This is a genomic window from Rathayibacter sp. AY1B8, from assembly GCF_002932775.1.
In the GTDB taxonomy this organism is placed as follows: Bacteria; Actinomycetota; Actinomycetes; order Actinomycetales; family Microbacteriaceae; genus Rathayibacter.
Map to the genome: position 1 here is coordinate 14,484 of NZ_PSWJ01000030.1, position 24,224 is coordinate 38,707.

Sequence of the window (24,224 nt, forward strand, 5' to 3'; positions counted from 1 at the left end):
GTGCCGAGTTAGTGATCGCCGACTGCGGCAGAGGTGGGGCGATTTGCAGTGACGAGGACGACCGTGCCCTCGATCACGGCATCCGTCGCCGCGGAGTGGACGAAGACCAGAACGCCACCAATGTCGACGTATCCCGTCGGGTGTAGCCGGGTGACGACGCGGCCAAGGACGGGCAACGCGAAGCCGTTGGGAAGGCGCATGTCGCCGGGTAGGTGCGGCGCGACGACTGTGTCGTGCGGCTGGTCCGAAGCCGACGGCGGTGAAGCAATGGGTGGCTCCGGCGCGGCCGGCGGCCGCGCCGGTTCGTCGCTAGCGAGGTCGACGATGCTTTCGATGTCGGAAACCTGTTGGGGAGGAGCGGGTTCAATGGCTCGTCGCGTGGGGTCGGACTCGTTAGGCGGCGGCCAGTTGTTAGGCGGCGGCCAGTTGTTAGGCGGCGGCCAGTTGTTAGGCGACGGCCAGTTAGAGTGCGGGGCGGTGTCGCGACCTGAGGGCGCCCGGCGGAAGAACGACAGCAGGCCAGGTGTCATGAGAGCACTCCATTCACGGTGATGAGGCACAGCTTGCTCGCATCCGCCCGTGTCACCACCCACTCGCACGTGGCGGGCGGAGTGGGATCGAGCCGGACAACGGTGTCGCCTTCGGGGGCTACAGCGTCGCAGCCGACAATTGGCAGGCGAAGACGGAGGCTGCCATCGTCGCTCTTCTTCAACTCGCGACATTGGCCGGGAACGTATTCCGCCGTCGCGCACAGGCTGACTCCGCGGCCCTCAAACTGCAACTGGTCGCAGCCCTCCGCCTGATTGACTGCACGGATGGTGGCGTGCATGAGGCCCGCGCCGACCGTAAGCACCCGTACGGCCGCGAGTGGATCGTCGCAGGAGACGATGCTGCCGTCAAGGATCGGGCCGGTGACGCCGTCCTTGACGCCGGCGCACTGATCTTGCGCAATGACGAATGGCTCGACTGCGGCGGCGGTCGCCGTCGTGGTGGCGGTGGCGGTGGCGGTGGCGGCGTTGTCGCCATTGGACAGAATCGCGGTGAGCGAGACTATCAACACGAAGATGATCACGGAGATGACCAGGACCGATGAGGGGAACTTCTTTTTCAGCTCGGGCGGTGTAGCTGCAGTCGGTCTCGGCGTCGTCCGCTGGGGCGGGATACTCGAGGTCGTGCGGGGCGCCCGTGTCGGGCCTGATGACGAGGCGGTAGACGCCAACCGGGTCGCTCCGGTTGGCGTCGTTTGCGCCGGCCGGAGTGTCTGCGGAGGCGTCTGTGCGGGTCGCGACGGAGCAGTTGTCGCTTTCGCGGAAGGTGCGGTCTCAGTTCTCGCAGCGGGCGTGGTCGCCCTCGTCTTAGATTCCGTCGCCGTCGCCGTCGCCGATGCGGTCGCCCGCGGGGCCGTCCTGACGCGCTGTCCGCACACGATGCATTCGGCGGCGCTACGGAAGCGGAGGTGCCCGCACGGGCCGGTCATGATGTCTTTGCCGGCGATTTCTAGAACCTCACGCCAGGCGCGGGCGGCCGGTCGGCCGGGGCCGTGTCGGCTGACAAGCGCCGCATCGACGAATGCACCGAAAGAGGCGGGAAGGGCCGACAGGCCTGGCGAGGCGACTGAGGCGGGAAGCACAAGATCCGGCTGCGGCCGCAGCCACGTCCGTCCGGCGTCGATGTTCGACTGGCGACTCGAATCGTCGCCATAGACGCCGTGGAACGGGTCCCAGCGCAGCAGCAGAGTCATAACGAGCTGGCCGAGCGCGAACAAATCACTGCGCTGATCGGCGTGGCCTGTGCGCATCTCCGGCGCGCGGTACGACGGGGTGATGCCGTCGGAGCGCACGATGACCGACTTCGAACTCCTGTCTAGGTAGCCGAAGGCATCGACGTCGACGAGCGCGATATCGCCGCGTTTGTCCATCATCGTGTTTTTCGGCGTGAAGTCACCGATAAAGGCCCCAGCGGCGTGCACCTGGTCGACAATGTGAGCGATAGACGTCGCCGCTCGGAGTCGCAGCTCGAGCGGCACACCGCCGGGCACTGCGGGCGTAATCGATTTTTCGAGCTGCCGGTAGCTTGCTGGCAGCACCGGCATCAGCACGCCGACGGGCCGGCTTCCATCGACGACGAGGAACTCCGGTGCGGCGACGATGCGGACGTCGTCATCGTCGTCCCCGGCGCGCGTCCAGCGTCGGATTCGACCGAGGTTCCGCTCGCGAGCGAGCGAGACTCGCCATTCGAGGTCGGCGGGTACCTCTTTAGTGAACAGTTTGGCGGCCCAGAACCGCATCTCCGGTGCTCCAATGACACGGAAAACCGCGGCGCGGTTGCCGGTCCCAATCCGCTCGCCGAGCACGGCGGAGAGCCCTTTCTGCTCGGCGGGGTCGAAGATTTGGATTACGTCACCGGAGCGCATACGCCACCCCGATGTCATCCCTGGTCATGCGCTGCGGAACAGCCAGCGCCTCAGAGACGCGCTCCGTGTCAGTGCCGAACGCGCGAAGCAGGGCTGCGATTTGCCGATCGGGCTGCCGCGACGGTTGCTCGGGTCGGCCGGGGATGGGGTGTCGCCGCACGATCTCTGACAGCCCGTCTGACGAGAGGAGTACGCCGTCAATTTCAGGATCGCTGACGACGGTGAAGCGAAACGGCGCGCGGCCGGCGAGCGAATCGGTGCGCCCGTCGGCGTCTCGGAACGGCACATCCACTAGGTGTGCGTCGTCGCCGCGCAATGCAAGGGCAAAACCGTCGCCGAGAGCGGCGATTGCCAGCCAAGGCTGCTGCCACACGGCGATGGTGAGGGTGCTCGAAAAATTAACCGGGTCGCCCAGCCGTTCGCACTCCTCCATCCAGCGCAGCCGGATATCGCGGGCCTGCTCGCGCAGGAAGGCTCGTATCGACATGCGGTTCCATGCCTGGGGGAGGGAGGCGAGCGCGGACGAGCGCTGCCGCACGATGCTAACCGCGAGGGCAGATCCCTCTCGCGCACGCACTGCTGTCGACATCCCGTCCGACACCGCCAGCACCGCCGTACCACCGATCCGCTCGGCATACACAGCGTCCTCGCACTCGACGTGGTCGCCGATGCGCGTCAGAGAGGCGACCGCGGGCCGCTGCTCGTCGGGCATCAGGAGAAAGGAGAGTGGTCGTTGTACTCGTCGCGGATGTCGGCGTGAATAGCGGACGCGTCTGCCTCAGGGTCGGCGATCGCCCGGCCGGCACTCTTGCTAAGAAACTCCATCGTCAGGCTGATTGGGCGGGCCTTCAGTGAGTAGTAATGCTCACCGAGCTGCTGAGCGAGGACGTTCTGGTCGGCGTCGCCGATCCCCATCACGAAGAACAGGACCTTTTTCGCGGCTTCCGCTGCAGTCAGTGCGCGGACCGCGGCTGCAGTGGTGCTGGTGGTCGGTTGGCCGTCGGTAAGGACGTAGAGCATCGGTCGGCATGCATGGCTGAGGCCGGCGGCCCGCAGCTCGGACTTGCGGCGATCGATGACGTCTAGCGCTTCGAGCAACGCCTCACCCAGGGGTGTGCCGCCGGACGGTGCCTCGGATGCAATGTTCGACGAGCGGGCGATGAACTGGAACGGCGTTGCCGGGGACGCGCCGCTCGTCTTCCATCGAACTACCGGCCGACCCGGCACCGCCGAGAAAACACCCACAGCGACCTCACCCTTGTGTGGCAGATCCGGATTTGACTTCTCGAGCCCGGAATCGAAGAACGATCCGACGGCCTTGGCCACAGTTTGGAACTTCGGCTCGCTGGTCCCGATCGATGTGTCGACGCTCGACATTGATGACGAACCATCGATCAGCAGAACGATCAGGATGCGCTCAGCCGACTCTTCTGGTGCGATCGTCGACTCGGACCATTCGAAACCACTCACGTTCATCCTTCGGGTCAGCGCCCGGATACACGGGGGGCGGTGCTCTCATTGAACGCAAAAACCGCGCGCTCTCGCAAGAGGCACGGAATGGGTCGTCCACAGACCGCCGCAACCTAAGTTGTCGCTCCGTGCCCGTTGCACCCACTTCGAGCGGGGCGCGACAACCCGAGCTACGGGTAGGGGGATGCAACAGCGATGGTCGCCGCCGCGACCGCCACCGGCACCCGTACCCATTCGCTCACGCTGATCCACCGAGCACGCGACGACGAGCGACGCTCGGACCGCGAGAAGCACGCTCGCTCCCCGCGGCAACGCGCGCCCAATGGGCAAGCTGCACTACAACTCCAGCTCTGAACACGATTTCGAGGATCGGCTCCTCGCTCATCTGCAACTCGTGATCGGGACGAAGCTCGGCAAGGGCGAGAGCTTCTGCCTGTCGTGGAAGAACGCGGTCGATGTCCGGAGCGGGCGACGCTCGGTCTGGCTGCACCACTCAATTCTGTTCGAGTTCGCCTTCGCCAGCAGCCGTCCTCCGAGCATCAACACCGCCTGGGTGCGTCAACTTCTCCAAGATTCCTACACCGTCAACGGGCTCCGCATTAGCCGGAACCCGACGCGGGCGGAACCAACCCTCACGCGCCCGACGCCTCGACTGCACCGCTACCTCCGACACTCGGCACGTCTCTACCGATCGGCACAGTGACCTCATGAGAAAGCTTTACTACTCCAGCGGCTCCATGCTCGTCGCTGACGTCACCTGCAAGGCCGTGCTCCGCTACGCCCGGGCCCTCGCTGACGTCGGGAAATCCGACATCGTGACCATCCCCGTCGTCACCGACGGCGGAAGCAACGCCTCCGCACACCTGCTCATCGGACCCGCCAGCCAGCTGTTCTCCATCCCCGTGGAGAACAGCCACGGGGACGAGCCCGTCGATGAGGAAGCGATCGCGCAGATCGAGCTCGAGACGCGGCGGCTGCAGCCGGCTCGGCCGTCCTGGAGCGAGGAGATGACGGACATCGACTTCCCCGAGACCGCCTGACCCCTCACTCGCACCAGGTGCCGCACCGAGAACCCCGAGGCGGCTCGCCCGTGGAGCGCGCTCGAGGCGACGCGTGGCACTCAGACGAGTTCGTGATCCCAGGTGATCAACGGTGGTCGTTGGATGACGCGGGGCGCGGATCCACTGCTGTCGATGGTGTGGGTGAGCTGGTGGTAGCCGGCGGCGTGGGTGAGGGCGGTGATGGCGAGGAGCGCGTGGTCGTAGTCGAGGTCGCGGCTGATCCCGCGTAGATCAACAGGCACGTCATCCGCGAGGGACGCCGCGAGCAGGAGTACGGCTCTCTGGCTCTCGCAGAGCCCATCGCGTCCGTAAGGAACCGCGTCGTAGTCGACGGCGTAGGCTCCCCACTGTCGGTCTTGCCGGATCCACGGGTCGTCCGGCTTGGTGAGGCCGGAGCGGATGAGGAGTTCGGTGGCCGCTTCGCGTCCTCTTTCACCCGCTGCCCAGGCGCGCAGTTCGTCGTCGGGGTGTGCGCTGGTCATGCGGTGTCCAATCGCGTCGAGTGCACTACTGATGGTGTCCATTCTCTGAGGCCATCCATCCGATAAGCAGAGCACGGCCGGTGGAGCGAGGCCGTCAAGTGTGGCCCGGAGGGCCATCCCCGCAGGGGACGCGAAGCGCTCTTGACGAGATCGATCCGGAGGCCAGGGTGCCGCGTCGGATGGAAGGCCGGAACGCGCGCCGCGCACGCGACTCGGCTACTACTCAGTGGGCTGGGTTGTCGTGTCGGTGCGTGAGGTTCGGCGGGGTGTGCGGGGGCGTGTCTGGCCTGGTGGGCGGACGCCCGTGGCGCGCAGTTCCTTCTCGCTCCATCCCGACGTCAGAGCGGTAGCCCACGCGCTGGTGTGTGCGTCGCGGGCGTCCTTCGCTGCTTGCTCCTTGTCGTCCACGTCGTTGGTCGCGGCGACGAGGGCGCGGACAGCGGCCACACGGTCCTCGACCGACTTCTCGAGTAGGGCACGTGCGGTGTTGGCCGCGTCTTCGGCGTTGAGTCTCTGGTCAGTCATGCTCCCGAGATTAACCAACGGGCACCCGGGCTGCCAGGTCCGATCCTGTCGGGCGGATCGAGTAGCTGCCCACCCCCGCCCGGAAGGCGTTTGCACAGCTGGTTTTGGAGCACAGCTGGTTTTGGAGCAAGCTGTCTGTTTACCGCTGGTAAATGGCTTGCCGGGCTGGCGCTGCGCTTGGCCCGGGTGCACATTGGTCGTGTGGTCCCCGCTGGTCGGCGGGTTCGCTGCGCTGGCTGTGAAGGGCGGTGGTTCGGGTGTCGGATGGGAATCCTCGACGGCTGTTCGCTCGGAAGCGCCGCGAGAACGCGACGGAGGGCGCACGCGAGAAGTACTACCGCGTGTACGTCACCGCCGAGGAGGACGCGGCGTTGCAGGCTCGTGCCGTGGTGGCCGGTGACATCACCGTCCCGCGGTTGCTGTTCGAGTCCGCGATGAACGCCCAGGTGCGTACCGACGCGGAGTGGAAGAGCGTTGTAGCTGAGCTGATGCAGGTGCGCGCCGATTTGGGCGGCATGGCTCGGAACCTCAACCAGCTCGCCCGGTTCGCGAACACCGAGGGTCAGTTCCCGGCGCAGGTGGAGGAGTTCCGTGCGCAGTTCGCGGCGTTGGTGCCGCAGATCAGTGCAGCGTGCCGGTCGGTGGCGGGGAAGTGATCCCGAACGTCACGTACGGCTCGCAGATGGGCGGACTGATGAGCTATCTCGCCGGCCCGGGCCGTTCGGACGAGCACACGGAGCAACATTTGATCGCGGGGGATTCCGCGATCATGGCGCTGCACGGGTACGAGGTGCTGGACCGTGCTGCCGCGTTGGCGATCGCCCGCGATCTTGACGAGCCGGCGGAGCTCTACGGCACGAAGGTCATCCGGTCCGTGAAGCAGTTCGACCGCGAGACGGGCAAGCCGATCGTGGACCCTGCGACGGGCAAGCAGGCCGTCGTCAAGCAGGACGCTCACGTGTGGCACTGCTCGCTCTCCCTCAGCGCCGAGGAGGGCTCGCTGACGGACGAGAAGTGGGGCGCGATCGCTACCGATTTCGTGCAGCGCATGGGCTTCGCGGGCGATGACATCGGGAAGGCGAACGCGCGATGGGTCGCCGTCCGTCATGGCGCGTCGAAGAACGGGAACGACCACATCAGCATCGCCGTTTCCCTCGTCCGCGAGGACGGGACGAAGGCGCACATCCCCTACGACAAGCGCCTGAGCCAGAAGGTCGCCCGCGAGCTGGAACGTGACCACGGATTGACGCAGCTCCACCCCGAGGGGCGCGAGCTGGGAGAGCGCGGGATCGTCCCCGGAGCGCGCGAGGCGGCACGTTCGCGCAGCGCCATTGAGCCCGACGTGCGCCGCTTGGAGCGCAGCGTCCGAGCTGCTGCATCGTCCAGCGTGGACGAGGGCGAGTTCGTGCGCCGGATGCGTCAAGAGGGTCTGCTGGTGCGCCCGCGGTTCGCGGTCGGACGCAACGACGTCGTGCAGGGCTACAGCGAGGCGCTGCGCCCTGAGAAGGACGAGCCGGTGCGCTGGCACGGAGGAGGGACGCTCGCCCGCGACCTCACCCTCCCGCGGCTGCGCGAAGGCTGGCCGGACGACCCCACGAAGGCGACGGAGGCTGCCGAGGAGTGGCGCGCGACGTCCAAGAACCCGTGGCGCTACCAGCCGGTGAATCCCGGCCGGGAGGTCGCGGAGCCGTCGCCTCAGCTGTTCGAGAAGTACGCCACGGACATGGACCGGCTGCACGACTACATCAGGTCCGTGGATTCCTCCGACAAGGCGACGTGGGCGCACGTTGCACGCGAGACGGCCGGCGCTTACGCGGCGTGGTCCCGGCGTATGGAGCCCACCCCGGGACCGCTCGCGGACGCTGCGCGATCGCTGGCCCGGTCGGCGCACCTGCGGGCGCACGAGACGACTCAGCGACCGGCGGGCATGCCGTCTAGCGCCGCGTCGACCGCGCTCATCCTGGCGGCGGCGGGGAAGAACAAGAACGCGGCCGCGGAGCTGCTGCTGTTCCGTCAGCTCGCGAAGACCAGTCACGCGATCATGAGTGCCCACAAGGCAGCCGGAGACGCCCGCCGATCGGCGGAGCTGTCGGCCACCTTGCAGCGTCAGCTGACGCAAGTCCGGGATGGCTACTCCACTCGCATCGCGTCGGCGAAGGCCGCAGATCGCGAACAGCAGTGGCAGGCGCTCCCGGATGAGCTGAAGGAGAACCGCCGGCTCACGCAGGCGTCGTTCGGTTTGGGTAGCCCGGTGCCGACGACGCTGACGAAGCGCGAGCAAGAAGCTGCGGATCAGCTCGCGCGCCGAGCCCGCGAGAGCCGCACCCAGCCAGACACCGATCGCGGCGACCGCGGCCGATGACCCGCACCAGGCAGAACAACGAGGGGACCCCATGAGTGACGACGACGAGGTAGGCCAGGAGGTCGGTCAGAGTGTCCGGATCGCGTTGACGATCGCCCTGCAGATGGGCGAGAAGTTCGCCCGGCTGCGCGAGGAGCTGGCACGCGACGCGCAGGCACGTTCCGCAGCGCAGGCGCGCGAGCTGTCCGCGCGGTTCGACGCCGAGCGCGGCGCTGCACGAGCGACGTTGCAGATCGTGGATCGGCCCGACTGGTGGGAGAAGGCGAGCATCCAGGACATCGCGAAGATCGCAGAGACGGCGCAGGCGTGGAAGACCCACGACCCGATCGCGGAGCGCGCCGCGGCCGTTGTGTAGCGCGAAGTGCTCGAGCGCTACGGTGTCGACACCGCCGTGCTGCGCGACGCGGCCGGTCAGGGGAAGTCGGAGCTGGACCTGGCGAAGGAATGGGCCACCAACTCCGCGCCGGAGCATTACCACCGCCACGACGACGACCGCCTCACCATGCAGGTGGGCGATCGCGCGGAGCCGGACGTGAACGCGGAGCGCGCTCTGATCACCGACTATCGCGCCGCGCTCGCGGGCGACGCCGGCACCCTCGAACTCTCCGCGGCCGAGGAGTGGAAGCGCGACACCGACCCGGCCGGGTTCCAGGACTACCGCGTGCAGACGTCGATCGACTGGACCGACGCCGGCCAGGTGTCCTCCCCGGACCCCGCGGCCGTCGCCGCTGCGCGAGCGGGGCTCGTGGAGGAGTGGAATGACGCGGTAGTCCCCGAGCGCGCTCGAGCGGCAGCAGAGGTCACCGAAGCGCAACTGCAGATCGCGGAGGCCGACCGGCTCGACCGCGCGAACGACGCTCGCGGCCAGGACGCCGCTCGAGAAACCCCCGGCGCCTCCGACGTCGACAACGGTCGCGCGGAGATGGCTGCACAGCTCGAAGATCGCGCGAACGACTACGACCGCGATGCGGCAGCCGGAGGCACTGTCAACGCGAATCCCGACGAGCTGCGCGAGCTCGCCGCCGACGCACGCGCTCAGGCACAGCTCTTCCGCGACGACGCCCCCATGGAGCGCCAGGACGCCGCTCAGGGCCCCGGGACGGCTACGGGCGATTCCACACGCCCCCCGCATCCGATTCTCGCGCGTCAGCGGCGCGCCAGGCCGGTGAGGCTTCCTACGACAGCGCGGACCGCCGGCAGTCGATGATCGCGGCGATGGAAGCCAAGGGAGTCCCTCCGCACGCGATCGAAACGCGCATGAGCGCCGATGCCGCGCACGCCTCCCCCGCCAGCGCCGCGGTGTCCAGCACCGCCCGGAGCGGCTCCATTCAGCAGACGCGCCGCACCCGCGGCAGGGGTCAGGGAGCGGACCGTAGCGACCTCGGACGCTGAGGCACACCACGCAAAGAAGGGGAGCAACCAGTCGGATGCTCCCCTTCGCTGTTGCCTTGGGCTCAGGCTGTCGCCTCCCGCGCCGCCACCACTTCGGTTTAGAGCGGGGGCTGGTTGTCGTCCTCGAAAATGCCGACCGGTGGCGGCGTGCAGGACAGAGTGTTTCGGCGCCCGCTGACAGGGCCAGGAGGGCGAGGGTACATTCGACCGCCCCGCCGGAGTCAGCCAGTTCAACGAGGATGTTGCGACTTTCCTGACGCGCCTCGATCCAATGACGCAGGAGGAGGCCTTTCTGATTAGGCCGCAAGTCGTTGTCGGGCTCGCCTGACTGCCTGATCGGTCGGGAGCCCCGCTCGTATGTCTATCACAATCCGTCGGGCTTCTTCTCGGAATCTGACGCGCGCTTTCTCGTATGCTGGCAGTAGTGTCTCATTGTCGTCATCGAGCAAATACCGCAAGGTTAGGCCGCCCGCCCTAAACCCCCATTCGTGATTGTCTGGCTCGGTATTCACCTCGATTATCACGCTCGGAGCGTAGATGCCGTACCTTCCAAGTTGACGCATGTTTGGATCGAGCATCAAGGAGTGCTCATCCGATGTCAGTACCAAGTGGCCGGTGTCCTTACCATTGGGACGTTGGTCGTCTAAGCGCGCCGCTTCGTCAGGGCCGAGTAGGGCTGTAGCCCGCGGCCCCATTACGATCTGCGTTCCCGTTCTTTGGTCGGAGCCCATGACTGATACGGGTCGGGGGTGGAGCTCCTGGCCTAGCTCTGCCGCAATTTCATAGAGAAAACCTGCAGCACTGGCGCAGTCCGGGGTGGTCCCGAAGAGGTCGCCAACAACGATTGCGGCTGCACGCAATTCATCAACCCGGCTGATCGACGGAACCGCAGTTGCGATCGCTGCTCGTGCCGCAGCACGTGCTGCCTTGTTCTTGGCTGCCCTACCCACGGCACCGCCCCCCATGCTCGCGACTAAGTATGCAGGTCGAGTGCGCGCCGGCCATCGAGTGGCGCCCTTCGGGTACTCTGCGCTCATGGATGAGCACGTTTATCAAGGTGCTGCGACGGCGCAGGACGCGCCGGAACTCGCAGCCCTCGCGCGCGCTGAGATGCCCACGATGACGTTCCTGCACGATCCGGACCGGTGGGCGCATCGGTTCGACACCGGCACGTCGATTCGTAGTAGTTGGACCTTGGTCCTGCGAGCGGGTCACCCCTCCGGCGAACTCATCGGGTTCAGCTGGGTGGATGACGCGATGTTCGTCGACGCCAACGTGGTCGAGCCGTGGTGGTGCATCAACGCCCTCGTGGTCGCCCCCGAGTACCGGAAGCGCGGGTACGGAACCGGCTTACTCAAGGTGGTCCTTGAAACCGCGCGTGCTGCGGGCGCGGTACTCGTTTATGGGCAGAGCTTGCCGGCCGCAATACCGTTCTGGCGCGAAGCAGGATTCATTATCGGCGGAGAAGAGGAAGCCTTACGAACGCATCATCCGGCTCGGAGGGCTACCGGAGATCCCGTCATGCTCACTATGGCACCTGGCCATTCCGACCGTTGGTTCGTGAAGTACACCGTTAGCGCCAAGGGATCAGTGCAATCGGGACTTTTGCCCGCCTCCCTTCTCTGACTCCTGAAACCGTTCCGCCGCGGCGGCAACCAGAAGGATAGGCTACTTTGCATAAGGTGGAGGTATTAGAAGGATTTGAGTCCTGGTGGCGTTCCCAGGACTGGGGATCGGTCCCCGATTGGGTCGCTGGGCTTGGCGCTGTAGGAGCTATCCTCTTCGGTGTCGCAACTGCCAGGCGTGAGTTGACCACACGTCGGACTGCCTGGGCGGACCAATTTGTGGTGAATGTACATTTCCTCGAGCAGTCGACTGATAACCGTACGCGATTCCGCGGCACGGCCTATAACTTGGGAGAAGCTCCTGTAACCGATCCCTTTATCGACTACTTCGATCTGCGAAGTCAACGTCTTGTGTTTCCGATCGGCGAGATGCGTGAGGACGCGAAGGTGAGACAGGTTCTCGGAGGAACGAGCAGCGACTTTGGCGTCTCGAGAGTCAAAGGTGGAATGACGGGTATTTTTGGCGGCCCGCGTGCCATCGATCGGAAAACTTTTCGACCGCTTGTAGTCTTCACTGACGGTCATGGCGTTAAGTACGTCCGAAACATTGCGACAGATCGCTATATCTCGCTTAGAAAGTATGACAGGCGATGCCGAAGGAACCCGTTGCCACCCACTTCCGGTAACGGTGGCTAGGCGTCACCCGTAGAGGCGCGCAGGCCAGTGTCCTCGCGGGCCGCTACCACGTCGGTATAGAGCGGGGGTTGGTTGTCGTCCTCGAACATGCCGGCCGGTGGCGGCGTGTAGGGCAGCGGATCTCCGATGTCGTTCTCGTCGCGAGAGTCCGCGAACGGCCCATCCATCGACAGGAGCACGTTCATGTGAGGGTCGCAGTGGTTGACCCACCAGGTGCTCGGCCCGTCCGTCTCGTCTCGCCGTGCGGCCTCCCAAGCCCGCCACAGGGCTTCGATGCGCTGCACTGCCTCCTTGCTCTCCCACCAGGCCGCTTTCCAGCGCATGCCGCCCCCGGAGCCGTAGGCGATCACCCGGCGCCGGTAGGTGCTGATGAGCTGCTTGCGCACGAACTCATCCGCGGACCCGTAGTGCGTCGTCACTGCCTCCTCGTCTTGCGCCGGAGCGTGCTCCGAGGCGGGTGCGGAGTCCTCACCGCCGAACGGGTCGAAGTCGTCTGCGGTCATGCTTCCTCCATAGCGGCGGTAGTGACGAGGGGCGGCGTGGTCGGTGCGGGCTTGCCCGCTTTGTGGTTCGCGATGGAGGCGTTGATCGACTCCACCAGCGCCTTGGGTCCGTCGAACAACGGGACGGTGCGCAGGATCGCGGCACGGTTACCGGAGGACATCATCACCGCGCGCCCGATCTTGCGGCCCTTCCGCGGTGTGGGGAGGTTCGCCAGCTCCGCGCCGTCGAGGATCAGTTCGCGCTTCAACGCGCTCGTGGTCGAGCGCACACCCTTGTTCATGCTCGCGGAGGTCGTCTCCCGGTCGTCGGTGCCGATCAGGTCGGACACCATGCGCAGGACCCTGAACCGACCCCTTGACAGCACGGTGCTCGGAGCTGAGTGACGCGATGCGCTCACACGCACCGCTCGAGCAAAGGCTCGCTCCCTCCTCCCTCCGCCGTCACACCCAACTAGGAGGTACCACAGGGGCTCGCGGGTATGTAAACGCCCAGCCCCCATGCCCGTCGGCCACCCTTCCCGGCCACAGGGCCACGCCGCCGGGCCTGCGAAGCCCCGCGTTACCTCTTCTAGCGTTCCATAGCGGAACGCAATAAAGTCACTGCCTCGAAGGTAAGTTTCGGCTGGCTGGTATGAATTGCTTGCCCGACCCATTTGATGCCATTCTCATCAGTCTTGATAGACGCGGTTCCAACGGGTTCCGAAAGCTCTTGGGCTGTATCCATACCATGAAGTAGTGCGGCTTCCACTCCTTCGGACGTGAGAAGCTGTTCATGCCACCCGAAAACGTTGGAGGGTCCTCTTCGATATCTATAGAGGATGAAGGCGTCATTAGGTTCCTGTGCCCAGCAGTGAATAAGTTCGATATCACCAGCACGATCTTGCTTTAGGAAGACACGCACTCCTCGCAGGAAGGCGTCGGCTGTATGTTCCGCCTGTGTCATTGCCCAACTCCTCCTAATCGACGGTAGCAGAGGAGAAGAGTAGATTTCTTCTCCTCTGCTACTGACCGAACTTACTCCGTGAACATGATCTCCGGCAGGGGCGCGTAGTCGAACGCGACCTCGGTCACGTCGCTTGCGATCTCTGCCTTCAGCTCCTCGATCTCCGGCGACGCGAGGATCTCGGCCTGCTTCGCTTGTTGGTCCGCCGTGAGCCCTTCCTCCGCAGGCGTGCTCGACCGGCTAAACGGGTTGTCGACACCTGGGTAGTCAATCGAGTACGTCACCCAGTCGGCGCAGCGAGCTTCGCCGCCCTGCTTGCAGTAGCGGGTCTGCATGCCCATCTTTCCGCCGACGGGCCATCCGTAGTACAGGTCGTACGACCGGGGATTGTAGATGCCCAGCAACTCGACCTGCTCGCGGAGCACGCACCTGCCGTCGACGCAGTCGTAGTTGCCCGCGTAGGCCTTGAGATTGTAATTGCCGTTCCCCTGCAGCGTGCTGTTCGTGGAAGCCATCACCTTCTTCATTGCGTTGGTGCTCCAGATGTTGTGCTTGTGGAAAACCTTGTCGAGGCCCCACCCGCGCTCGATGTCTGCATCGTAGAAGCCGCGCCGGAACGGGAAACTCCCATGCGTACTGCTCGACACCGTCGCGAAGGTGTCTGTACTGGGGTAGCCGGCGGGCGGTTGTGCTGCCATCACCGGTCCCGTAGAGACCAGTCCGATTCCGGTGGCTGCGATGCCCGCAATAAGCAGGCTTGCAGCGAAGGAACGGAAACGCTTCATGCGATCCACCTTTAGCTTCTTGTCTCTACTCTCATTGGCACTTCTGAATTCCCTCAATGGCATATCGAACGGCCTTTCATCTGTAGCGTTTTTTCAGATGCGGATTGATCTCCGCGTTTGAAGAAGGCTTGCAGCGAAGTCAGGAACGGTCAAGAGCGGAGCTTCAAGTGGCGGGATAAGTGGCGCGTTCGTGAGCGAGGAGTCTTACTCGGATCTTCGTGAATTCGGCTCTACTTCTTTCTCTCCTCCGCTTTCGCTTGCTTCAGCGCCCTCGGTTGGCGTGGCCGGAAGGGTGGCGGCCAGCGCGCTGGTGAGATCACTTCGGGGGCCGCCCGCAATGCGACTCTCGTTGGCAGCACACTCCGATCGACCATATGAGTATGTGTCACGTTTCAGGCGTGTGGTGAGAGGATGAAAGGTATGACAGGAGCGAAAAATCGCAGCACACCAGTGAAACCACTCCAAGATCGAGCTCATCGAACGCGAGCCGCGATCGTCGCGGCGGCACGCGAAGTCGTCATCGAGGTGGGTAGAGATCGGGCGACAACCGCCAAGGTGGCGGCTCGCGCCAGCGTCGGCATCGGCACTCTCTACCGGTATTTCGTCGATTTCGCGGTGTGCTCGAGGCCGTTTATGCAGAGGATCCGATCTACGATAGACATCAAGCGGTACTGAGAGCTGCGCACAAGGCGACCGACTCGGAGAGCGCCGAGACCGTCGCGGTGGAAGCTCTTCAAGAACTCATAAAGGAACTCAGGGCTGAGTCGCTTCTCGAAGCCGAGCTGCGTCTTTACACCTGATCTCGGGATCGTGCGAGCAACCCGCGGTGTCCGCTCGCATCGCAGAAGGCCTTCGTTTGTTCAGCGAGCGCACGCATCGGATGCCTCGCCACGAGGGACCATCAGCGCTCGCCGCCCGCCCGCTCCCCGAACTCCACGAGCTTCGCGAACAGGTCCTCGATCAGCCAGCGGGTGTCGAACGCCTCGCAGACGCGGATCGTGTGCGGCCCGGAGTCGGGCAGGAGTTCGCCGTCCGTGGAGAACCGCGGCGCGCGGCGTTCCCGCCAGCGTCCGCCGGCGGGGTTCATCACGGCGCCGATCGCCGGGCTGTCACCCAGCGACCGGAAGTCGAGCGGCCCGTACGGGATGGTGTCGTTGAACGCGATCAGCTGGTCCACCAGGTAGTCCCCGAGCGGGCTCGTGCCGCGCAGCCGGGTCCGCAGCTCGGCGTGTCCGACTCCGACTCCGGAGTACACGGGCATCGGGATCTGCCAGAGGGCGATGCCCGACTCGAGCACCAGATTCGCGGCGCCGACGTCGTTGATCAGGTTGAACTCGGGGCTGTAGGCGGGGATCTCGTCGTAGGGCGGGCCGCCGACCCAGACGACCACGACGTCGCGCGAGGCGATCGACGGCTCGAGCAGCAGGGCGGCGGCGACGTCGGTCAGCGGCCCGAGCACGGCGATCCACAGTCGGCCGGCGTCGCGCAGCGCCTCCGCGACGATCAGGCGGGCGCCGTCCGACGCCTCGGCGGGCAGGGCCGACTCGGCGCCGTCGACGACGGTCACCGTCGCTCCCGCCAACTCCACGATGCGGTCGATCTCGGCGCGCGACTCCGGCATGCTCCCCGGCCGGCCGAAGTGCGCAGCGACCAGGCCGCGGACGTCGAGGGTCTCGGTCAGCAGCGCCTGGACGATCGCGAACTGGTCGTCGGCCTCGTTCGCCGCGTCGGTGCTGACGATCAGGCGGTGCGGGGGAGGCGGGGTCATGCGGACTCGCGCTGCACGAGGGTCGTCGCGAGGATCGGCTGCCGGTCGACCGGGCGGCCCTGCACGACGGCGACGACGGTCTCGGCGGCGACGCGGCCCATGTCCTCCAGGGGCTGCCGGATGGTCGTGAGGGTCGGATCCGAGGTGGTCGCGATGACGACGTCGTCGAAGCCGATGACGGAGACGTCGGCGGGGACGCGGCGGCCGGACGCCTGGAGCACGCGGATCGCGCCGTTGGCCATCAGGTCGGAGGAGGCGAAGACGCCGTCGAGGTCGGGGTGGCGCTGCAGGAGGCGGGCCATCGCGGCGGAACCGCTCTCGAGGGTGAAGGCGCCGTGCACGATCGGGCTGGAGTCGAGGCCGAGCTCGGTCAGCTCGTCGCGCCAGCCGCGGATGCGGTCGCGGGCGGGCTCCATGTCGTGCGGGCCGGCGATGATGCCCAGGCGCCGGCGGCCGGAGTCGGCGAGCGCGCGGGCGGCGAGGCGGCCGCCTCCGTAGTTGTCGGAGTCGATGACGATCGCGTCCTCGGGCAGGGCGACGCGAGGGCGGCCGACCCAGGCGATCGGCACGGGGGAGTCGGCCAGCGCCTGGGCGAGGTGGGTGATCTCGTGCTGGAGGATCACGATCGCGCCGTCGACGGCCCGCGAGCGGAGGAAGCGGGGGATGCGGTCGCTGTCGTCGTGGTCGGCGGGCAGCAGCACGGGCTGCACCTCGCCGGCGTAGAGGCCCTTCGCGGCGCCCTTCAGCACCGAGGTGAAGAACGTCCCGGTGAGGCTGTCGAGCTCGTTGAAGGCGACGATCAGGGCGATGGCCCCGGCCCGCCCGCCGCGGAGCATCCGGGCGGCGCTGTTCGCCTCGTAGCCGAGGGACTTCGCGGCGCGCTCGACCGCGGCGGTCATCCGGACGTCGACATTGGTGCCGCCTGCGAGCACCCGGGCTGCGGTGGCGCGCGAGACGCCCGCGGCCTGGGCGACGTCCACCAGCGTGGGTCGAGTCATGCTGCTTCCTTCTGCGAGGGGAGGTTCCGGCTTCCGCGCCTCCCCGCGGAGCACGGTGGGGAGAACGTCGGAGTGAAGACTCGCACGGGGCGGCGGGCGGCCGTCCGGAACTGCTCGATTTGCGAAACTTCCCTTTGATACTAGGCGGAGATCGTTATCTCGCGGAGACCGGTTCTCGCTTGCATCGTGCTCGCGGGCGGGTTAGGTTGGCCGCCAAGAGATCGTTCTCTGAGGCCCGCCCTCACCGAAACCCTGCGAATCCCCAACGAAGAGGAATTGTCGTGAAAAGAAGCCTGACGGCCGTAGCCGCCGCAGCAGCAGTAGTCGCGCTCACCCTGACCGGGTGCTCGTCCGGAGGGGGAGGAGGCGCCTCGGACGACCCGAACGCCGAAGCCACCTTCTGGTCCTTCACCGGCATCAACGCCAAGGACAGCGTCGACGAGTACCTCGCGAAGATGCCCGACGCGAAGATCAAGCTCTCCGAGGTCGGCAGCACGACCGAGACCGCCACCGCCCTCACCGCGGCCCTCGCCGGCGGCAAGGTGCCCGACCTGGTCATGATCCAGAACGACGACCTGCCCCAGTTCGTCGCCAACAGCTCGAACTTCCTCGACCTGCGCACCCTCGGCGGCGACGACGTAGCCTCGACCTACCTCCCGTGGGCCGCCTCCGCCGCGACCGCCGACGACGGCTCCGTCGTGGGCGTCCCGACCGACGTCGGCGGACTGGGCTTCGCCTACCGCGCCGACCTCTTCGAGCAGGCCGGCCTGCCGACCGAGCCCGACCAGGTCGCCGAGCTCTGGAAGGACTGGCCGTCCTTCATCGAGACCGGCAAGAAGTACACCGAGGCGACCGGCAAGCCGTTCGTCGACAACATCGAGACCAGCGTCTTCTTCTCGACCGTCAACCAGGTCTCGGAGAAGTACTACTCGCCCGACGGCGAGCTGGTCTACGACACCAACCCGCAGGTGAAGGACGCGTTCCAGGTCGCCGTGGACACCAAGGACGCCGGCATCAGCGCCGGCATCGCCGCCTGGTCCTCGGGCTGGGCTCCGGGCCGCGCGAACGGCGCCTTCGCCGTGACGATCGCCCCCTCGTGGATCCTCGCCGGCATCAAGACCGACGCCCCCGACACCGCCGGCAACTGGCGCGTCACCAGCGTCCCCGGCATCGGCGGCAACTGGGGCGGCAGCGTCATCGCCATCCCCGCCCGCGCCGAGCACCCCGAGGCCGCCTGGCAGTACATCAAGACGATGATGTCGGCCGAGGGCCAGACCGACCACTTCAAGGCCTCGGGCACGCTGCCCGCCGCCACCGAGGCGGTCGCCAGCGAAGAGGTCCAGTCGTACACCGACCCGTTCTTCGGCGACTCGAAGATCGGCGAGGTCATGGCCACCTCCGTCGAGCAGTTCCCGTCCTTCTACAACGGACCGGACACCACCCCGATCAACGGGGCGCTCCTCAACACCCTCGTCGAGCTGGAGGCCGGCAACGTGACCTCCGACAAGGCGTGGTCGACCGCACTCGACACGGCCAAGCAGGCCATCGGCGGCTGATCGCCCCACCCACCCGAGCGGCCCGGCGCCTCGCGCGCCGGGCCCCTCCCCCCTTTCTCGACGGAGGTACTCCCGTGTCAACGGTGACAGCAGCACCACCCCGCAAGCAGCGCAAGCAGCCCAGCGCGCCGGTCCAGAAGGCCGCGCGGATCCGCAACTCCCTCTCGGAGCGGATCGCCCCCTACGCGTACGTCGCGCCCTTCTTCATCATCTTCATCGTCTTCGGGCTCTTCCCGCTCCTGTTCACGTTCTACGTCTCGCTCTTCGACTGGAACCCGATCGGCGAGCAGACCTTCGTCGGCATCGCCAACTTCCAGCAGCTCTTCGCCGACTCCCGGTTCTGGAACGCGCTGGTCAACACCTTCGGCATCTTCATCATCTCGACGGTGCCCCAGCTGCTGTTCGCCCTCTTCCTCGCGCACCTGCTGAACCACGCCCGCCTCCGCTGGGCGAACTTCTTCCGCATGGCGCTGCTGGTGCCGTACATCACCTCCGTCGCGGCGACCGCGATCGTGTTCGCGCAGATCTTCGACAAGAACTTCGGCCTGATCAACTGGTTCCTCGGCATCTTCGGACTGCCGTCGATCAACTTCCTCGCCACGAACTACGGCTCCTGGATCGTCATCTCGACGATGGTCTTCTGGCGCTGGTTCGGCTACAACACGCTCCTCTACCTGGCGGGCCTGCAGTCGCTGCCCCGCGAGATGTTCGAGGCGGCCTCCGTCGACGGCGCGTCCAGCTGGCAGCAGTTCCGCCACCTGACGATCCCGGCGCTGCGCCCGATCATCGTCTTCACCGTGATCATGTCGACCATCGGCGGTCTGCAGATCTTCACGGAGGCGCTCCTGGTGGCCCCTGAATCGGGCCTCACCTGCGGCGCCGGCCGGCAGTGCCAGACGCTGGCGCTCTTCCTCTACGAGCAGGGCTTCGGCCAGTTCAAGTTCGGCTACGGATCCGCCATCGGCGTCGTGCTGTTCGTGATCGTGGTCCTCGTCTCCCTCCTCAACTTCTACCTCTCCACCCGCACCCGGAAGGAGGCCGTCTGATGTCGGATGTGATCGACCAGGCCGTCCCGCAGACGCTGGCCCCCACGGTCCAGAAGGCACAGCTGCCGAAGCGGCGCGGGAAGGGCGGCGGAGTCGGCTGGCCGACCTACGTCTTCCTCGTGATCGCGGTGCTCGTCTCGATCTTCCCGCTCTACTACATGTTCGTCGTCGCGTCGGTCGGAGCGACAGCCGTCACGTCGATCCCGCCGCGCCTGTACCCGGGCACGAACTTCATGGCGATCGCCGAGAAGGTGTTCGACACCGTCCCGTTCATCGCCTCGATGCTGAACAGCCTCATCGTGTCGCTGAGCATCGCCGTCATCTCGGCGATCCTCTGCGCGATGGCCGGCTTCGCCTTCGCGAAGCTGCAGTTCCCGGGCCGCAACGTGCTGTTCCTGATCGTGCTGCTGACGATGACGGTGCCGGCGCAGCTGAGCATCATCCCGCAGTACCTGATCGTCTCGGCGCTCGACTGGGTCGACACCCTCCAGGCGATCATCGTGCCGGGACTGGCCAGCGCCTTCGGCATCTTCTGGATGCGGCAGCACATGTCCACGACGGTCAGCGACGAGCTGATCCAGGCGGCCCGCATCGACGGCGCCAACTCGTGGCAGCTGTTCTGGCGCATCGCCTTCCCGGTGGTCCGCCCCGCGGCGTTCGTCCTCGGGCTGATCACGTTCACCGCGGTCTGGAACGACTTCATGTGGCCGTTCATCGTCCTCAAGTCGCCGGAGCTGTTCACGGTGCAGATCGCGCTGAAGCAGCTGCAGGCCAACCGCTCGATCGACGTCGCCCTGGCGATGGGCGGATCGTTCATGGCCACCCTCCCGCTGCTGATCGCGTTCTTCTTCGTCGGCCGCCGGATGGTGTCCGGGATCATGGACGGGGCGTTCAAGGGCTGATGCACGACGCTTCCCCAGCACTGCCCGGGACGGACGCCGCGCGTCCTCCCGGGCGGGACTGGCGGGACCGCGCTCTGCCTCCGGCCGAGCGTGCCCGCCTCCTGACCCAGGAACTCACCCTCGAGGAGAAGGCGGCGCAGCTCGGCTCCGTCTGGCTCACCGACTCCGCCGACGACTTCGCCCCGAAGCTCGACGACGGGCCCGCCGCGGGCGACGACCTCTTCACCGGCGGCCTCGGCCAGCTGACCCGCGTGTTCGGCACCGAGCCGGTCACCGTCCCGGAGGGCGTCCGCCGGCTCCGCGAGCTGCAGGAGCGCGTGGTCGCCGGCAGCCGCCTCGGCATCCCGGCCATCGCGCACGAGGAGTGCCTCACCGGCCTGGCCGCGTACGGCGCGACCGCGTTCCCCACTCCGCTCGCCTGGGCGGCCACCTTCCACGAGGAGCTCGTGGGCGAGATGGCGGAGGCGATCGGCTCGGACATGCGCGCCCTCGGCATCCACCAGGGCCTCGCCCCGGTCGTCGACGTCGTGAAGGACTACCGCTGGGGCCGCGTCGAGGAGACCCTCGGCGAGGACCCGTACCTCGTCTCGCAGCTCGGCGCCGCCTACGTGGCGGGGCTGGAGGGGACCGGTATCGTCGCGACGCTGAAGCACTTCGCCGGGTACGCCGCCTCCCGCGGCGCCCGCAACCACGGACCCGTGAGCATGGGGCCGCGCGAGCTCGCCGACACGGTGCTGCCTCCGTTCGAGGCCGCGCTGCGGCACGGCGGCGCCCGCAGCGTGATGACCTCGTACACCGACATCGACGGGGTGCCCAGCAGCGCCAGCCGGCACCTGCTGACGACGCTGCTCCGCGACCGCTGGGGCTTCGAGGGCACGGTCGTCGCCGACTACTGGGCGGTGCCGTTCCTCCAGGCCATGCACCACGTCGCGGTCGACGCGGCCGACGCGGGGCGCCTGGCGCTGCACGCCGGGGTCGACGTCGAGCTGCCGCAGACGGCGGCGTACGGCGAGCTGCCGCGCCTGATCCGCGAGGGCGTCGTCGACGAGGCCGACCTCGACCGCTCCGTGGCCAGGCACCTGCGCCACAAGTTCGAGGCGGGCCTGCTCGACGGCGGCCCGCTGGTGCCCGAGGGAGCCGAGGACGTCGACCTCGACAGCGCTCGCAACCGCGCGATCTCGTCGCGGATCGCGGAGGAGTCGGTCGTGCTGCTGCGCGACGAGGACGTCGCGGGGCTGCTGTCCTCCGGCTCGCTCGCCGTCGTGGGACCGGCCGCGGACCAGTTCCGCAGCCTGGTCGGCTGCTACGCGTTCCCCAACCACGTGCTCTCCAAGCACCCCGGGCACGACCTCGGCCTGTCGATCCCGACGGTGCTGACGGCGCTGCAGGAGGAGTTCGGAGCGTCGCGCGTGCGCTTCGCGGAGGGCGGCTCGATCACCTCCGCGTCGACCGACGGCGTGCAGGAGGCGGTGGACCTCGTCCGCGGCTCCGATGCGGCGGTCGTCGTGGTCGGCGACATCGCCGGGCTCTTCGGCGACGGCACCTCGGGCGAGGGCTGCGACGCGGCCGACCTCCGCCTCCCCGGAGCGCAGGAGCCGCTGGTGACGGCCGTGCTCGAGACCGGCGTGCCCACCGTGGTGGTCGTCCTCTCGGGCCGGCCCTACGCGCTCGGGGCGTTCGGAGCGGCGCGCGGACTCGTGCAGGCGTTCTTCCCGGGAGCGGACGGGGCGGCCGCGGTCGCCGGCGTGCTCTCGGGCCGCGTGGCTCCGACCGGGCGGCTGCCCGTGCAGATCCCGCGGCTCCCGTCCGCGTCGACCACGTACCTGCAGCCGTCGCTCGGGCTCTCGAACCCCGGGATCACGGCGCTGGACGCGACTCCGCTCTACCCGTTCGGCTACGGGCTGACCCGTGGCGCGGTGACGTATACGGAGCTGGCGACGGCGGCAGAGCTGCCGGTCGGGGGATCGCTCGACGTGGCGGTATCGCTCCGGAACGACGGCGCCGACACGGTCGAGGTGGTGCAGCTCTACGCGGGCTACCCGACCTCGGCGGTGGTGCGGCCGGTCGCGCAGCTCATCGGCTTCGCGCGCGTGCCGATCGCGGCGGGCGAGACGCTGACGGTGCACTTCCACGTCGATGCGGCCCGGCTCGCGGTGACGGGGGAGGACGGCCGGCTCGCCGTGGACCCGGGGCCGCTGCGGCTGACGGCCGGCGCCTCGGCGGCGGACGCGGCGGTGACGGCGGAGGTGTCGATCACGGGGGAGCGGCGGCTGCTCGCCGAGCGGGCGCTGCGGACCCCCTGGTCGGTGGCGCGAGGCTGAGCGGTCGGCGCCTCAGGGGGGAGGCGCCGGCCGCTCGCGGGGGCGGGCCGGTGGTGCCGGCTCGCGACCCCGCGGAAGTCGCGGTACTCGCGCGCGAGACCTGCGTCTTCTGCGGGGTCGGCGGCGGGGAGCGCGACGGCCGCGTAGCACCGGAGGCGCCAAGCGCAAGGGGCCCGCGCGAGCCGGGGGCCCGGCCTAGCGTGGAAGGAGCGGCGCCGCCGGTGGCGGCCCGCGGAGAAGACCGATGCAGAGGAGAGTCATGCCCGCCCTGACCGACACGTTCACGCTGTCCAACGGAGTCGCCATCCCGAAGATCGGGTTCGGCACCTGGCAGATCCCCGACGGCCCCGAGGCCTACGACGCGACGACCGCCGCGCTCGAGGCCGGCTACCGCCACATCGACACCGCCCGCGCCTACGGCAACGAGGCGAGCGTCGCCCGGGCCCTGCGCGACAGCGGCGTCCCGCGCGACGAGGTGTTCATCACCACCAAGCTCCCGGCCGAGGTGAAGGACTATGAGGGCGCGAAGGCGAGCTTCGAGACCACCATGGCGGCGCTCGAGCTCGACCACGTCGACCTGTACCTCATCCACGCCCCGTGGCCCTGGCAGGACATGGGCTCCGACCACCGCGAGGGCAACATCGCGGCGTGGAAGGCGATGGAGGAGATCCTCGAGGCCGGTCGCTCGCGCGCCATCGGCGTCTCGAACTTCCAGGTCGCCGATCTGGAGTCGCTGATCGCGGCGACCGACGTGGTGCCGCACGCCAACCAGATCCGCTGGTTCGTCGGCAACACCCAGGACGAGACGACCGCGTACTGCAAGGAGCACGGCATCCTCGTCGAGGGGTACTCGCCGCTCGCGACGGGCGGCCTGCTCGACAACTCCGACATCGGCGAGATCGCCGCGAAGTACGACAAGTCGGTGGCGCAGCTCTGCATCCGCTACCTGCTCGAGAAGGACGTGCTGCCGCTGCCGAAGTCGACGACGCCCTCGCGCATCGTCGAGAACGCCGACGTCGACTTCGAGATCTCGTCCGAGGACCTCGCGCACCTCGACTCGCTCGTCGACACGGAGTCCTGACCCGCGGTCGCCCGCTCCTGACGGGCCGGAGGCCGCCGCACTCGAGCTCGAGTGCGGCGGCTTCCTGCGTCTCTTCGCATCCGCCGCCGCCTCCGCTCGCGAGTGCGCAGGAGTTGTCGCAGTGGGCGTCGAGTGCGACAACTAATGGAGTCTCGGGGTGCTCGGCGCAGGAGCGACGAGGGTCCGGCGTCCCGAGGCCGCTCGCGACTACTGGCTTCTCGCCGGGCTTATCCCGACCGCGGTTCCGCGAGTGTGCAGGAGTTGTCGCGGTCGGTCTCGAGTGCGACGACTCCTGGCTTCTCGCCGAGGCGAGCCGGGGCGAGGCGGGGCGGGGCGAGGCAGGCCCGCCCCGCCT

General features: G+C 67.4%; 26 protein-coding genes. 14 read left to right on the forward strand and 12 right to left on the reverse strand.

Annotation, left to right across the window (positions count from 1 at the left end):
* Positions 1-8: 8 nt before the first annotated feature.
* The 4 genes from C5C63_RS17160 to C5C63_RS14645 are packed head-to-tail and all read right to left on the reverse strand — an operon-like array spanning position 9 to position 3,883.
* Entirely contained in the window at positions 9-530 is a 522-nt protein-coding gene (locus tag C5C63_RS17160; RefSeq protein WP_181110630.1) for a hypothetical protein, read from the reverse strand.
* Complete coding sequence (locus C5C63_RS14635) at positions 527-2,413, reverse strand: hypothetical protein (protein WP_181110631.1); 1,887 nt, start codon at positions 2,411-2,413, stop codon at positions 527-529. Before C5C63_RS14635 ends, C5C63_RS17160 begins: the two co-directional genes overlap by 4 nt.
* On the reverse strand, positions 2,400-3,125 hold the full coding sequence (locus C5C63_RS14640) for a protein phosphatase 2C domain-containing protein (protein WP_104326328.1): 726 nt from the start codon (positions 3,123-3,125) through the stop codon (positions 2,400-2,402). The genes C5C63_RS14635 and C5C63_RS14640 overlap by 14 nt, the downstream gene beginning before the upstream one ends.
* Positions 3,125-3,883 carry a VWA domain-containing protein gene (locus C5C63_RS14645; RefSeq protein ID WP_181110632.1) on the reverse strand — a complete coding sequence of 253 codons (759 nt, stop codon included), beginning with the start codon at positions 3,881-3,883 and terminating at the stop codon, positions 3,125-3,127. The genes C5C63_RS14640 and C5C63_RS14645 overlap by 1 nt, the downstream gene beginning before the upstream one ends.
* Before the next feature lie 322 nt (positions 3,884-4,205).
* Here C5C63_RS14645 and C5C63_RS14650 point away from each other — a divergent pair, with 322 nt between their 5' ends.
* Positions 4,206-4,586, forward strand: a complete 381-nt coding sequence (locus tag C5C63_RS14650; RefSeq protein WP_181110633.1) for an ATP-dependent DNA ligase — start codon at positions 4,206-4,208, stop codon at positions 4,584-4,586.
* Between the two features lie 4 nt (positions 4,587-4,590).
* Entirely contained in the window at positions 4,591-4,923 is a 333-nt protein-coding gene (locus tag C5C63_RS14655) for a hypothetical protein (RefSeq protein WP_146086406.1), read from the forward strand.
* A gap of 80 nt (positions 4,924-5,003) precedes the next feature.
* Here the strand turns inward: C5C63_RS14655 and C5C63_RS14660 are convergent, their stop codons facing one another.
* Complete coding sequence (locus C5C63_RS14660) at positions 5,004-5,426, reverse strand: hypothetical protein (protein WP_146086407.1); 423 nt, start codon at positions 5,424-5,426, stop codon at positions 5,004-5,006.
* A gap of 219 nt (positions 5,427-5,645) precedes the next feature.
* A complete protein-coding gene (locus C5C63_RS16770; RefSeq protein ID WP_146086408.1) occupies positions 5,646-5,951 on the reverse strand; it encodes a hypothetical protein in 306 nt (101 codons plus the stop codon).
* Between the two features lie 257 nt (positions 5,952-6,208).
* Between C5C63_RS16770 and mobC the strand changes: the two genes are divergently transcribed.
* The 5 genes from mobC (at position 6,209) to C5C63_RS14690 (ending at position 11,331) form a co-directional block, all read left to right on the forward strand.
* Positions 6,209-6,607 (forward strand): plasmid mobilization relaxosome protein MobC, encoded by a 399-nt coding sequence (mobC, locus tag C5C63_RS14665; protein ID WP_374954103.1) that lies wholly within the window; start codon positions 6,209-6,211, stop codon positions 6,605-6,607.
* Positions 6,604-8,313, forward strand: coding sequence for a relaxase/mobilization nuclease domain-containing protein (locus C5C63_RS14670; protein ID WP_104326333.1), 1,710 nt, complete (start codon positions 6,604-6,606; stop codon positions 8,311-8,313). Before mobC ends, C5C63_RS14670 begins: the two co-directional genes overlap by 4 nt.
* 31 nt (positions 8,314-8,344) lie before the next feature.
* Positions 8,345-8,668, forward strand: a complete 324-nt coding sequence (locus C5C63_RS14675) for a hypothetical protein (RefSeq protein ID WP_104326334.1) — start codon at positions 8,345-8,347, stop codon at positions 8,666-8,668.
* Positions 8,669-8,674: 6 nt separating this feature from the next.
* Positions 8,675-9,520 (forward strand): hypothetical protein, encoded by an 846-nt coding sequence (locus C5C63_RS14680; protein WP_104326335.1) that lies wholly within the window; start codon positions 8,675-8,677, stop codon positions 9,518-9,520.
* 1,220 nt (positions 9,521-10,740) lie between these two features.
* A complete protein-coding gene (locus C5C63_RS14690) occupies positions 10,741-11,331 on the forward strand; it encodes a GNAT family N-acetyltransferase (protein ID WP_181110634.1) in 591 nt (196 codons plus the stop codon).
* Between the two features lie 631 nt (positions 11,332-11,962).
* On the opposite strand, the gene C5C63_RS14695 is transcribed toward C5C63_RS14690, so the two are convergent.
* The 4 genes from C5C63_RS14695 to C5C63_RS14705 all read right to left on the reverse strand — a co-directional run bounded on the left by C5C63_RS14695 (position 11,963) and on the right by C5C63_RS14705 (position 14,206).
* Entirely contained in the window at positions 11,963-12,469 is a 507-nt protein-coding gene (locus C5C63_RS14695) for a DUF4913 domain-containing protein (protein ID WP_104326338.1), read from the reverse strand.
* Entirely contained in the window at positions 12,466-12,801 is a 336-nt protein-coding gene (locus C5C63_RS16775; RefSeq protein WP_146086409.1) for a hypothetical protein, read from the reverse strand. The genes C5C63_RS14695 and C5C63_RS16775 overlap by 4 nt, the downstream gene beginning before the upstream one ends.
* A gap of 236 nt (positions 12,802-13,037) precedes the next feature.
* On the reverse strand, positions 13,038-13,412 hold the full coding sequence (locus C5C63_RS16780; protein ID WP_146086410.1) for a hypothetical protein: 375 nt from the start codon (positions 13,410-13,412) through the stop codon (positions 13,038-13,040).
* A 71-nt stretch (positions 13,413-13,483) separates the two neighbouring features.
* Complete coding sequence (locus C5C63_RS14705; RefSeq protein WP_146086411.1) at positions 13,484-14,206, reverse strand: hypothetical protein; 723 nt, start codon at positions 14,204-14,206, stop codon at positions 13,484-13,486.
* A gap of 411 nt (positions 14,207-14,617) precedes the next feature.
* Between C5C63_RS14705 and C5C63_RS17580 the strand changes: the two genes are divergently transcribed.
* Positions 14,618-14,872 carry a helix-turn-helix domain-containing protein gene (locus C5C63_RS17580; RefSeq protein ID WP_181110635.1) on the forward strand — a complete coding sequence of 85 codons (255 nt, stop codon included), beginning with the start codon at positions 14,618-14,620 and terminating at the stop codon, positions 14,870-14,872.
* The gene (locus tag C5C63_RS17165) at positions 14,815-14,997 is read left to right on the forward strand and encodes a hypothetical protein (protein WP_181110636.1); all 183 of its coding nucleotides are present in this window, start codon (positions 14,815-14,817) and stop codon (positions 14,995-14,997) included. Before C5C63_RS17580 ends, C5C63_RS17165 begins: the two co-directional genes overlap by 58 nt.
* 101 nt (positions 14,998-15,098) lie before the next feature.
* On the opposite strand, the gene C5C63_RS14715 is transcribed toward C5C63_RS17165, so the two are convergent.
* The gene (locus C5C63_RS14715; protein WP_104326342.1) at positions 15,099-15,965 is read right to left on the reverse strand and encodes a nucleoside hydrolase; all 867 of its coding nucleotides are present in this window, start codon (positions 15,963-15,965) and stop codon (positions 15,099-15,101) included.
* Positions 15,962-16,963 (reverse strand): LacI family DNA-binding transcriptional regulator, encoded by a 1,002-nt coding sequence (locus C5C63_RS14720; protein ID WP_104224675.1) that lies wholly within the window; start codon positions 16,961-16,963, stop codon positions 15,962-15,964. Before C5C63_RS14720 ends, C5C63_RS14715 begins: the two co-directional genes overlap by 4 nt.
* A 281-nt stretch (positions 16,964-17,244) precedes the next feature.
* Between C5C63_RS14720 and C5C63_RS14725 the strand changes: the two genes are divergently transcribed.
* The 5 genes from C5C63_RS14725 (at position 17,245) to C5C63_RS14745 (ending at position 23,869) form a co-directional block, all read left to right on the forward strand.
* Positions 17,245-18,519, forward strand: a complete 1,275-nt coding sequence (locus C5C63_RS14725) for an extracellular solute-binding protein (protein ID WP_104226495.1) — start codon at positions 17,245-17,247, stop codon at positions 18,517-18,519.
* Positions 18,520-18,602: 83 nt separating this feature from the next.
* Positions 18,603-19,565, forward strand: coding sequence for a carbohydrate ABC transporter permease (locus C5C63_RS14730; RefSeq protein WP_104224677.1), 963 nt, complete (start codon positions 18,603-18,605; stop codon positions 19,563-19,565).
* Positions 19,565-20,467: a carbohydrate ABC transporter permease gene (locus C5C63_RS14735; protein WP_104224678.1), complete on the forward strand. Its 903-nt coding sequence runs from the start codon at positions 19,565-19,567 to the stop codon at positions 20,465-20,467. Before C5C63_RS14730 ends, C5C63_RS14735 begins: the two co-directional genes overlap by 1 nt.
* Complete coding sequence (locus C5C63_RS14740; protein ID WP_104326343.1) at positions 20,467-22,788, forward strand: glycoside hydrolase family 3 N-terminal domain-containing protein; 2,322 nt, start codon at positions 20,467-20,469, stop codon at positions 22,786-22,788. Before C5C63_RS14735 ends, C5C63_RS14740 begins: the two co-directional genes overlap by 1 nt.
* A gap of 259 nt (positions 22,789-23,047) precedes the next feature.
* Positions 23,048-23,869 carry an aldo/keto reductase gene (locus tag C5C63_RS14745; RefSeq protein ID WP_104226493.1) on the forward strand — a complete coding sequence of 274 codons (822 nt, stop codon included), beginning with the start codon at positions 23,048-23,050 and terminating at the stop codon, positions 23,867-23,869.
* The last annotated feature ends 355 nt before the right edge of the window (positions 23,870-24,224 follow it).

Bases quoted from the DNA above. Each gene is read 5' to 3' on its own strand.
- C5C63_RS14675 (WP_104326334.1), top strand. From the start codon at position 8,345: ATGAGTGACGACGACGAGGTAGGCCAGGAGGTCGGTCAGAGTGTCCGG.
- C5C63_RS14655 (WP_146086406.1), top strand. From the start codon at position 4,591: ATGAGAAAGCTTTACTACTCCAGCGGCTCCATGCTCGTCGCTGACGTC.
- C5C63_RS16770 (WP_146086408.1), bottom strand. From the start codon at position 5,951: ATGACTGACCAGAGACTCAACGCCGAAGACGCGGCCAACACCGCACGT.
- C5C63_RS17160 (WP_181110630.1), bottom strand. From the start codon at position 530: ATGACACCTGGCCTGCTGTCGTTCTTCCGCCGGGCGCCCTCAGGTCGC.
- C5C63_RS14695 (WP_104326338.1), bottom strand. From the start codon at position 12,469: ATGACCGCAGACGACTTCGACCCGTTCGGCGGTGAGGACTCCGCACCC.
- C5C63_RS16780 (WP_146086410.1), bottom strand. From the start codon at position 13,412: ATGACACAGGCGGAACATACAGCCGACGCCTTCCTGCGAGGAGTGCGT.
- C5C63_RS14720 (WP_104224675.1), bottom strand. From the start codon at position 16,963: ATGACTCGACCCACGCTGGTGGACGTCGCCCAGGCCGCGGGCGTCTCG.
- C5C63_RS14635 (WP_181110631.1), bottom strand. From the start codon at position 2,413: ATGCGCTCCGGTGACGTAATCCAAATCTTCGACCCCGCCGAGCAGAAA.
- C5C63_RS17580 (WP_181110635.1), top strand. From the start codon at position 14,618: ATGACAGGAGCGAAAAATCGCAGCACACCAGTGAAACCACTCCAAGAT.
- C5C63_RS14640 (WP_104326328.1), bottom strand. From the start codon at position 3,125: ATGCCCGACGAGCAGCGGCCCGCGGTCGCCTCTCTGACGCGCATCGGC.
- C5C63_RS14660 (WP_146086407.1), bottom strand. From the start codon at position 5,426: ATGACCAGCGCACACCCCGACGACGAACTGCGCGCCTGGGCAGCGGGT.
- C5C63_RS14745 (WP_104226493.1), top strand. From the start codon at position 23,048: ATGCCCGCCCTGACCGACACGTTCACGCTGTCCAACGGAGTCGCCATC.
- C5C63_RS14735 (WP_104224678.1), top strand. From the start codon at position 19,565: ATGTCGGATGTGATCGACCAGGCCGTCCCGCAGACGCTGGCCCCCACG.
- C5C63_RS14740 (WP_104326343.1), top strand. From the start codon at position 20,467: ATGCACGACGCTTCCCCAGCACTGCCCGGGACGGACGCCGCGCGTCCT.
- C5C63_RS14690 (WP_181110634.1), top strand. From the start codon at position 10,741: ATGGATGAGCACGTTTATCAAGGTGCTGCGACGGCGCAGGACGCGCCG.
- C5C63_RS14715 (WP_104326342.1), bottom strand. From the start codon at position 15,965: ATGACCCCGCCTCCCCCGCACCGCCTGATCGTCAGCACCGACGCGGCG.
- C5C63_RS14650 (WP_181110633.1), top strand. From the start codon at position 4,206: ATGGGCAAGCTGCACTACAACTCCAGCTCTGAACACGATTTCGAGGAT.
- C5C63_RS16775 (WP_146086409.1), bottom strand. From the start codon at position 12,801: ATGGTGTCCGACCTGATCGGCACCGACGACCGGGAGACGACCTCCGCG.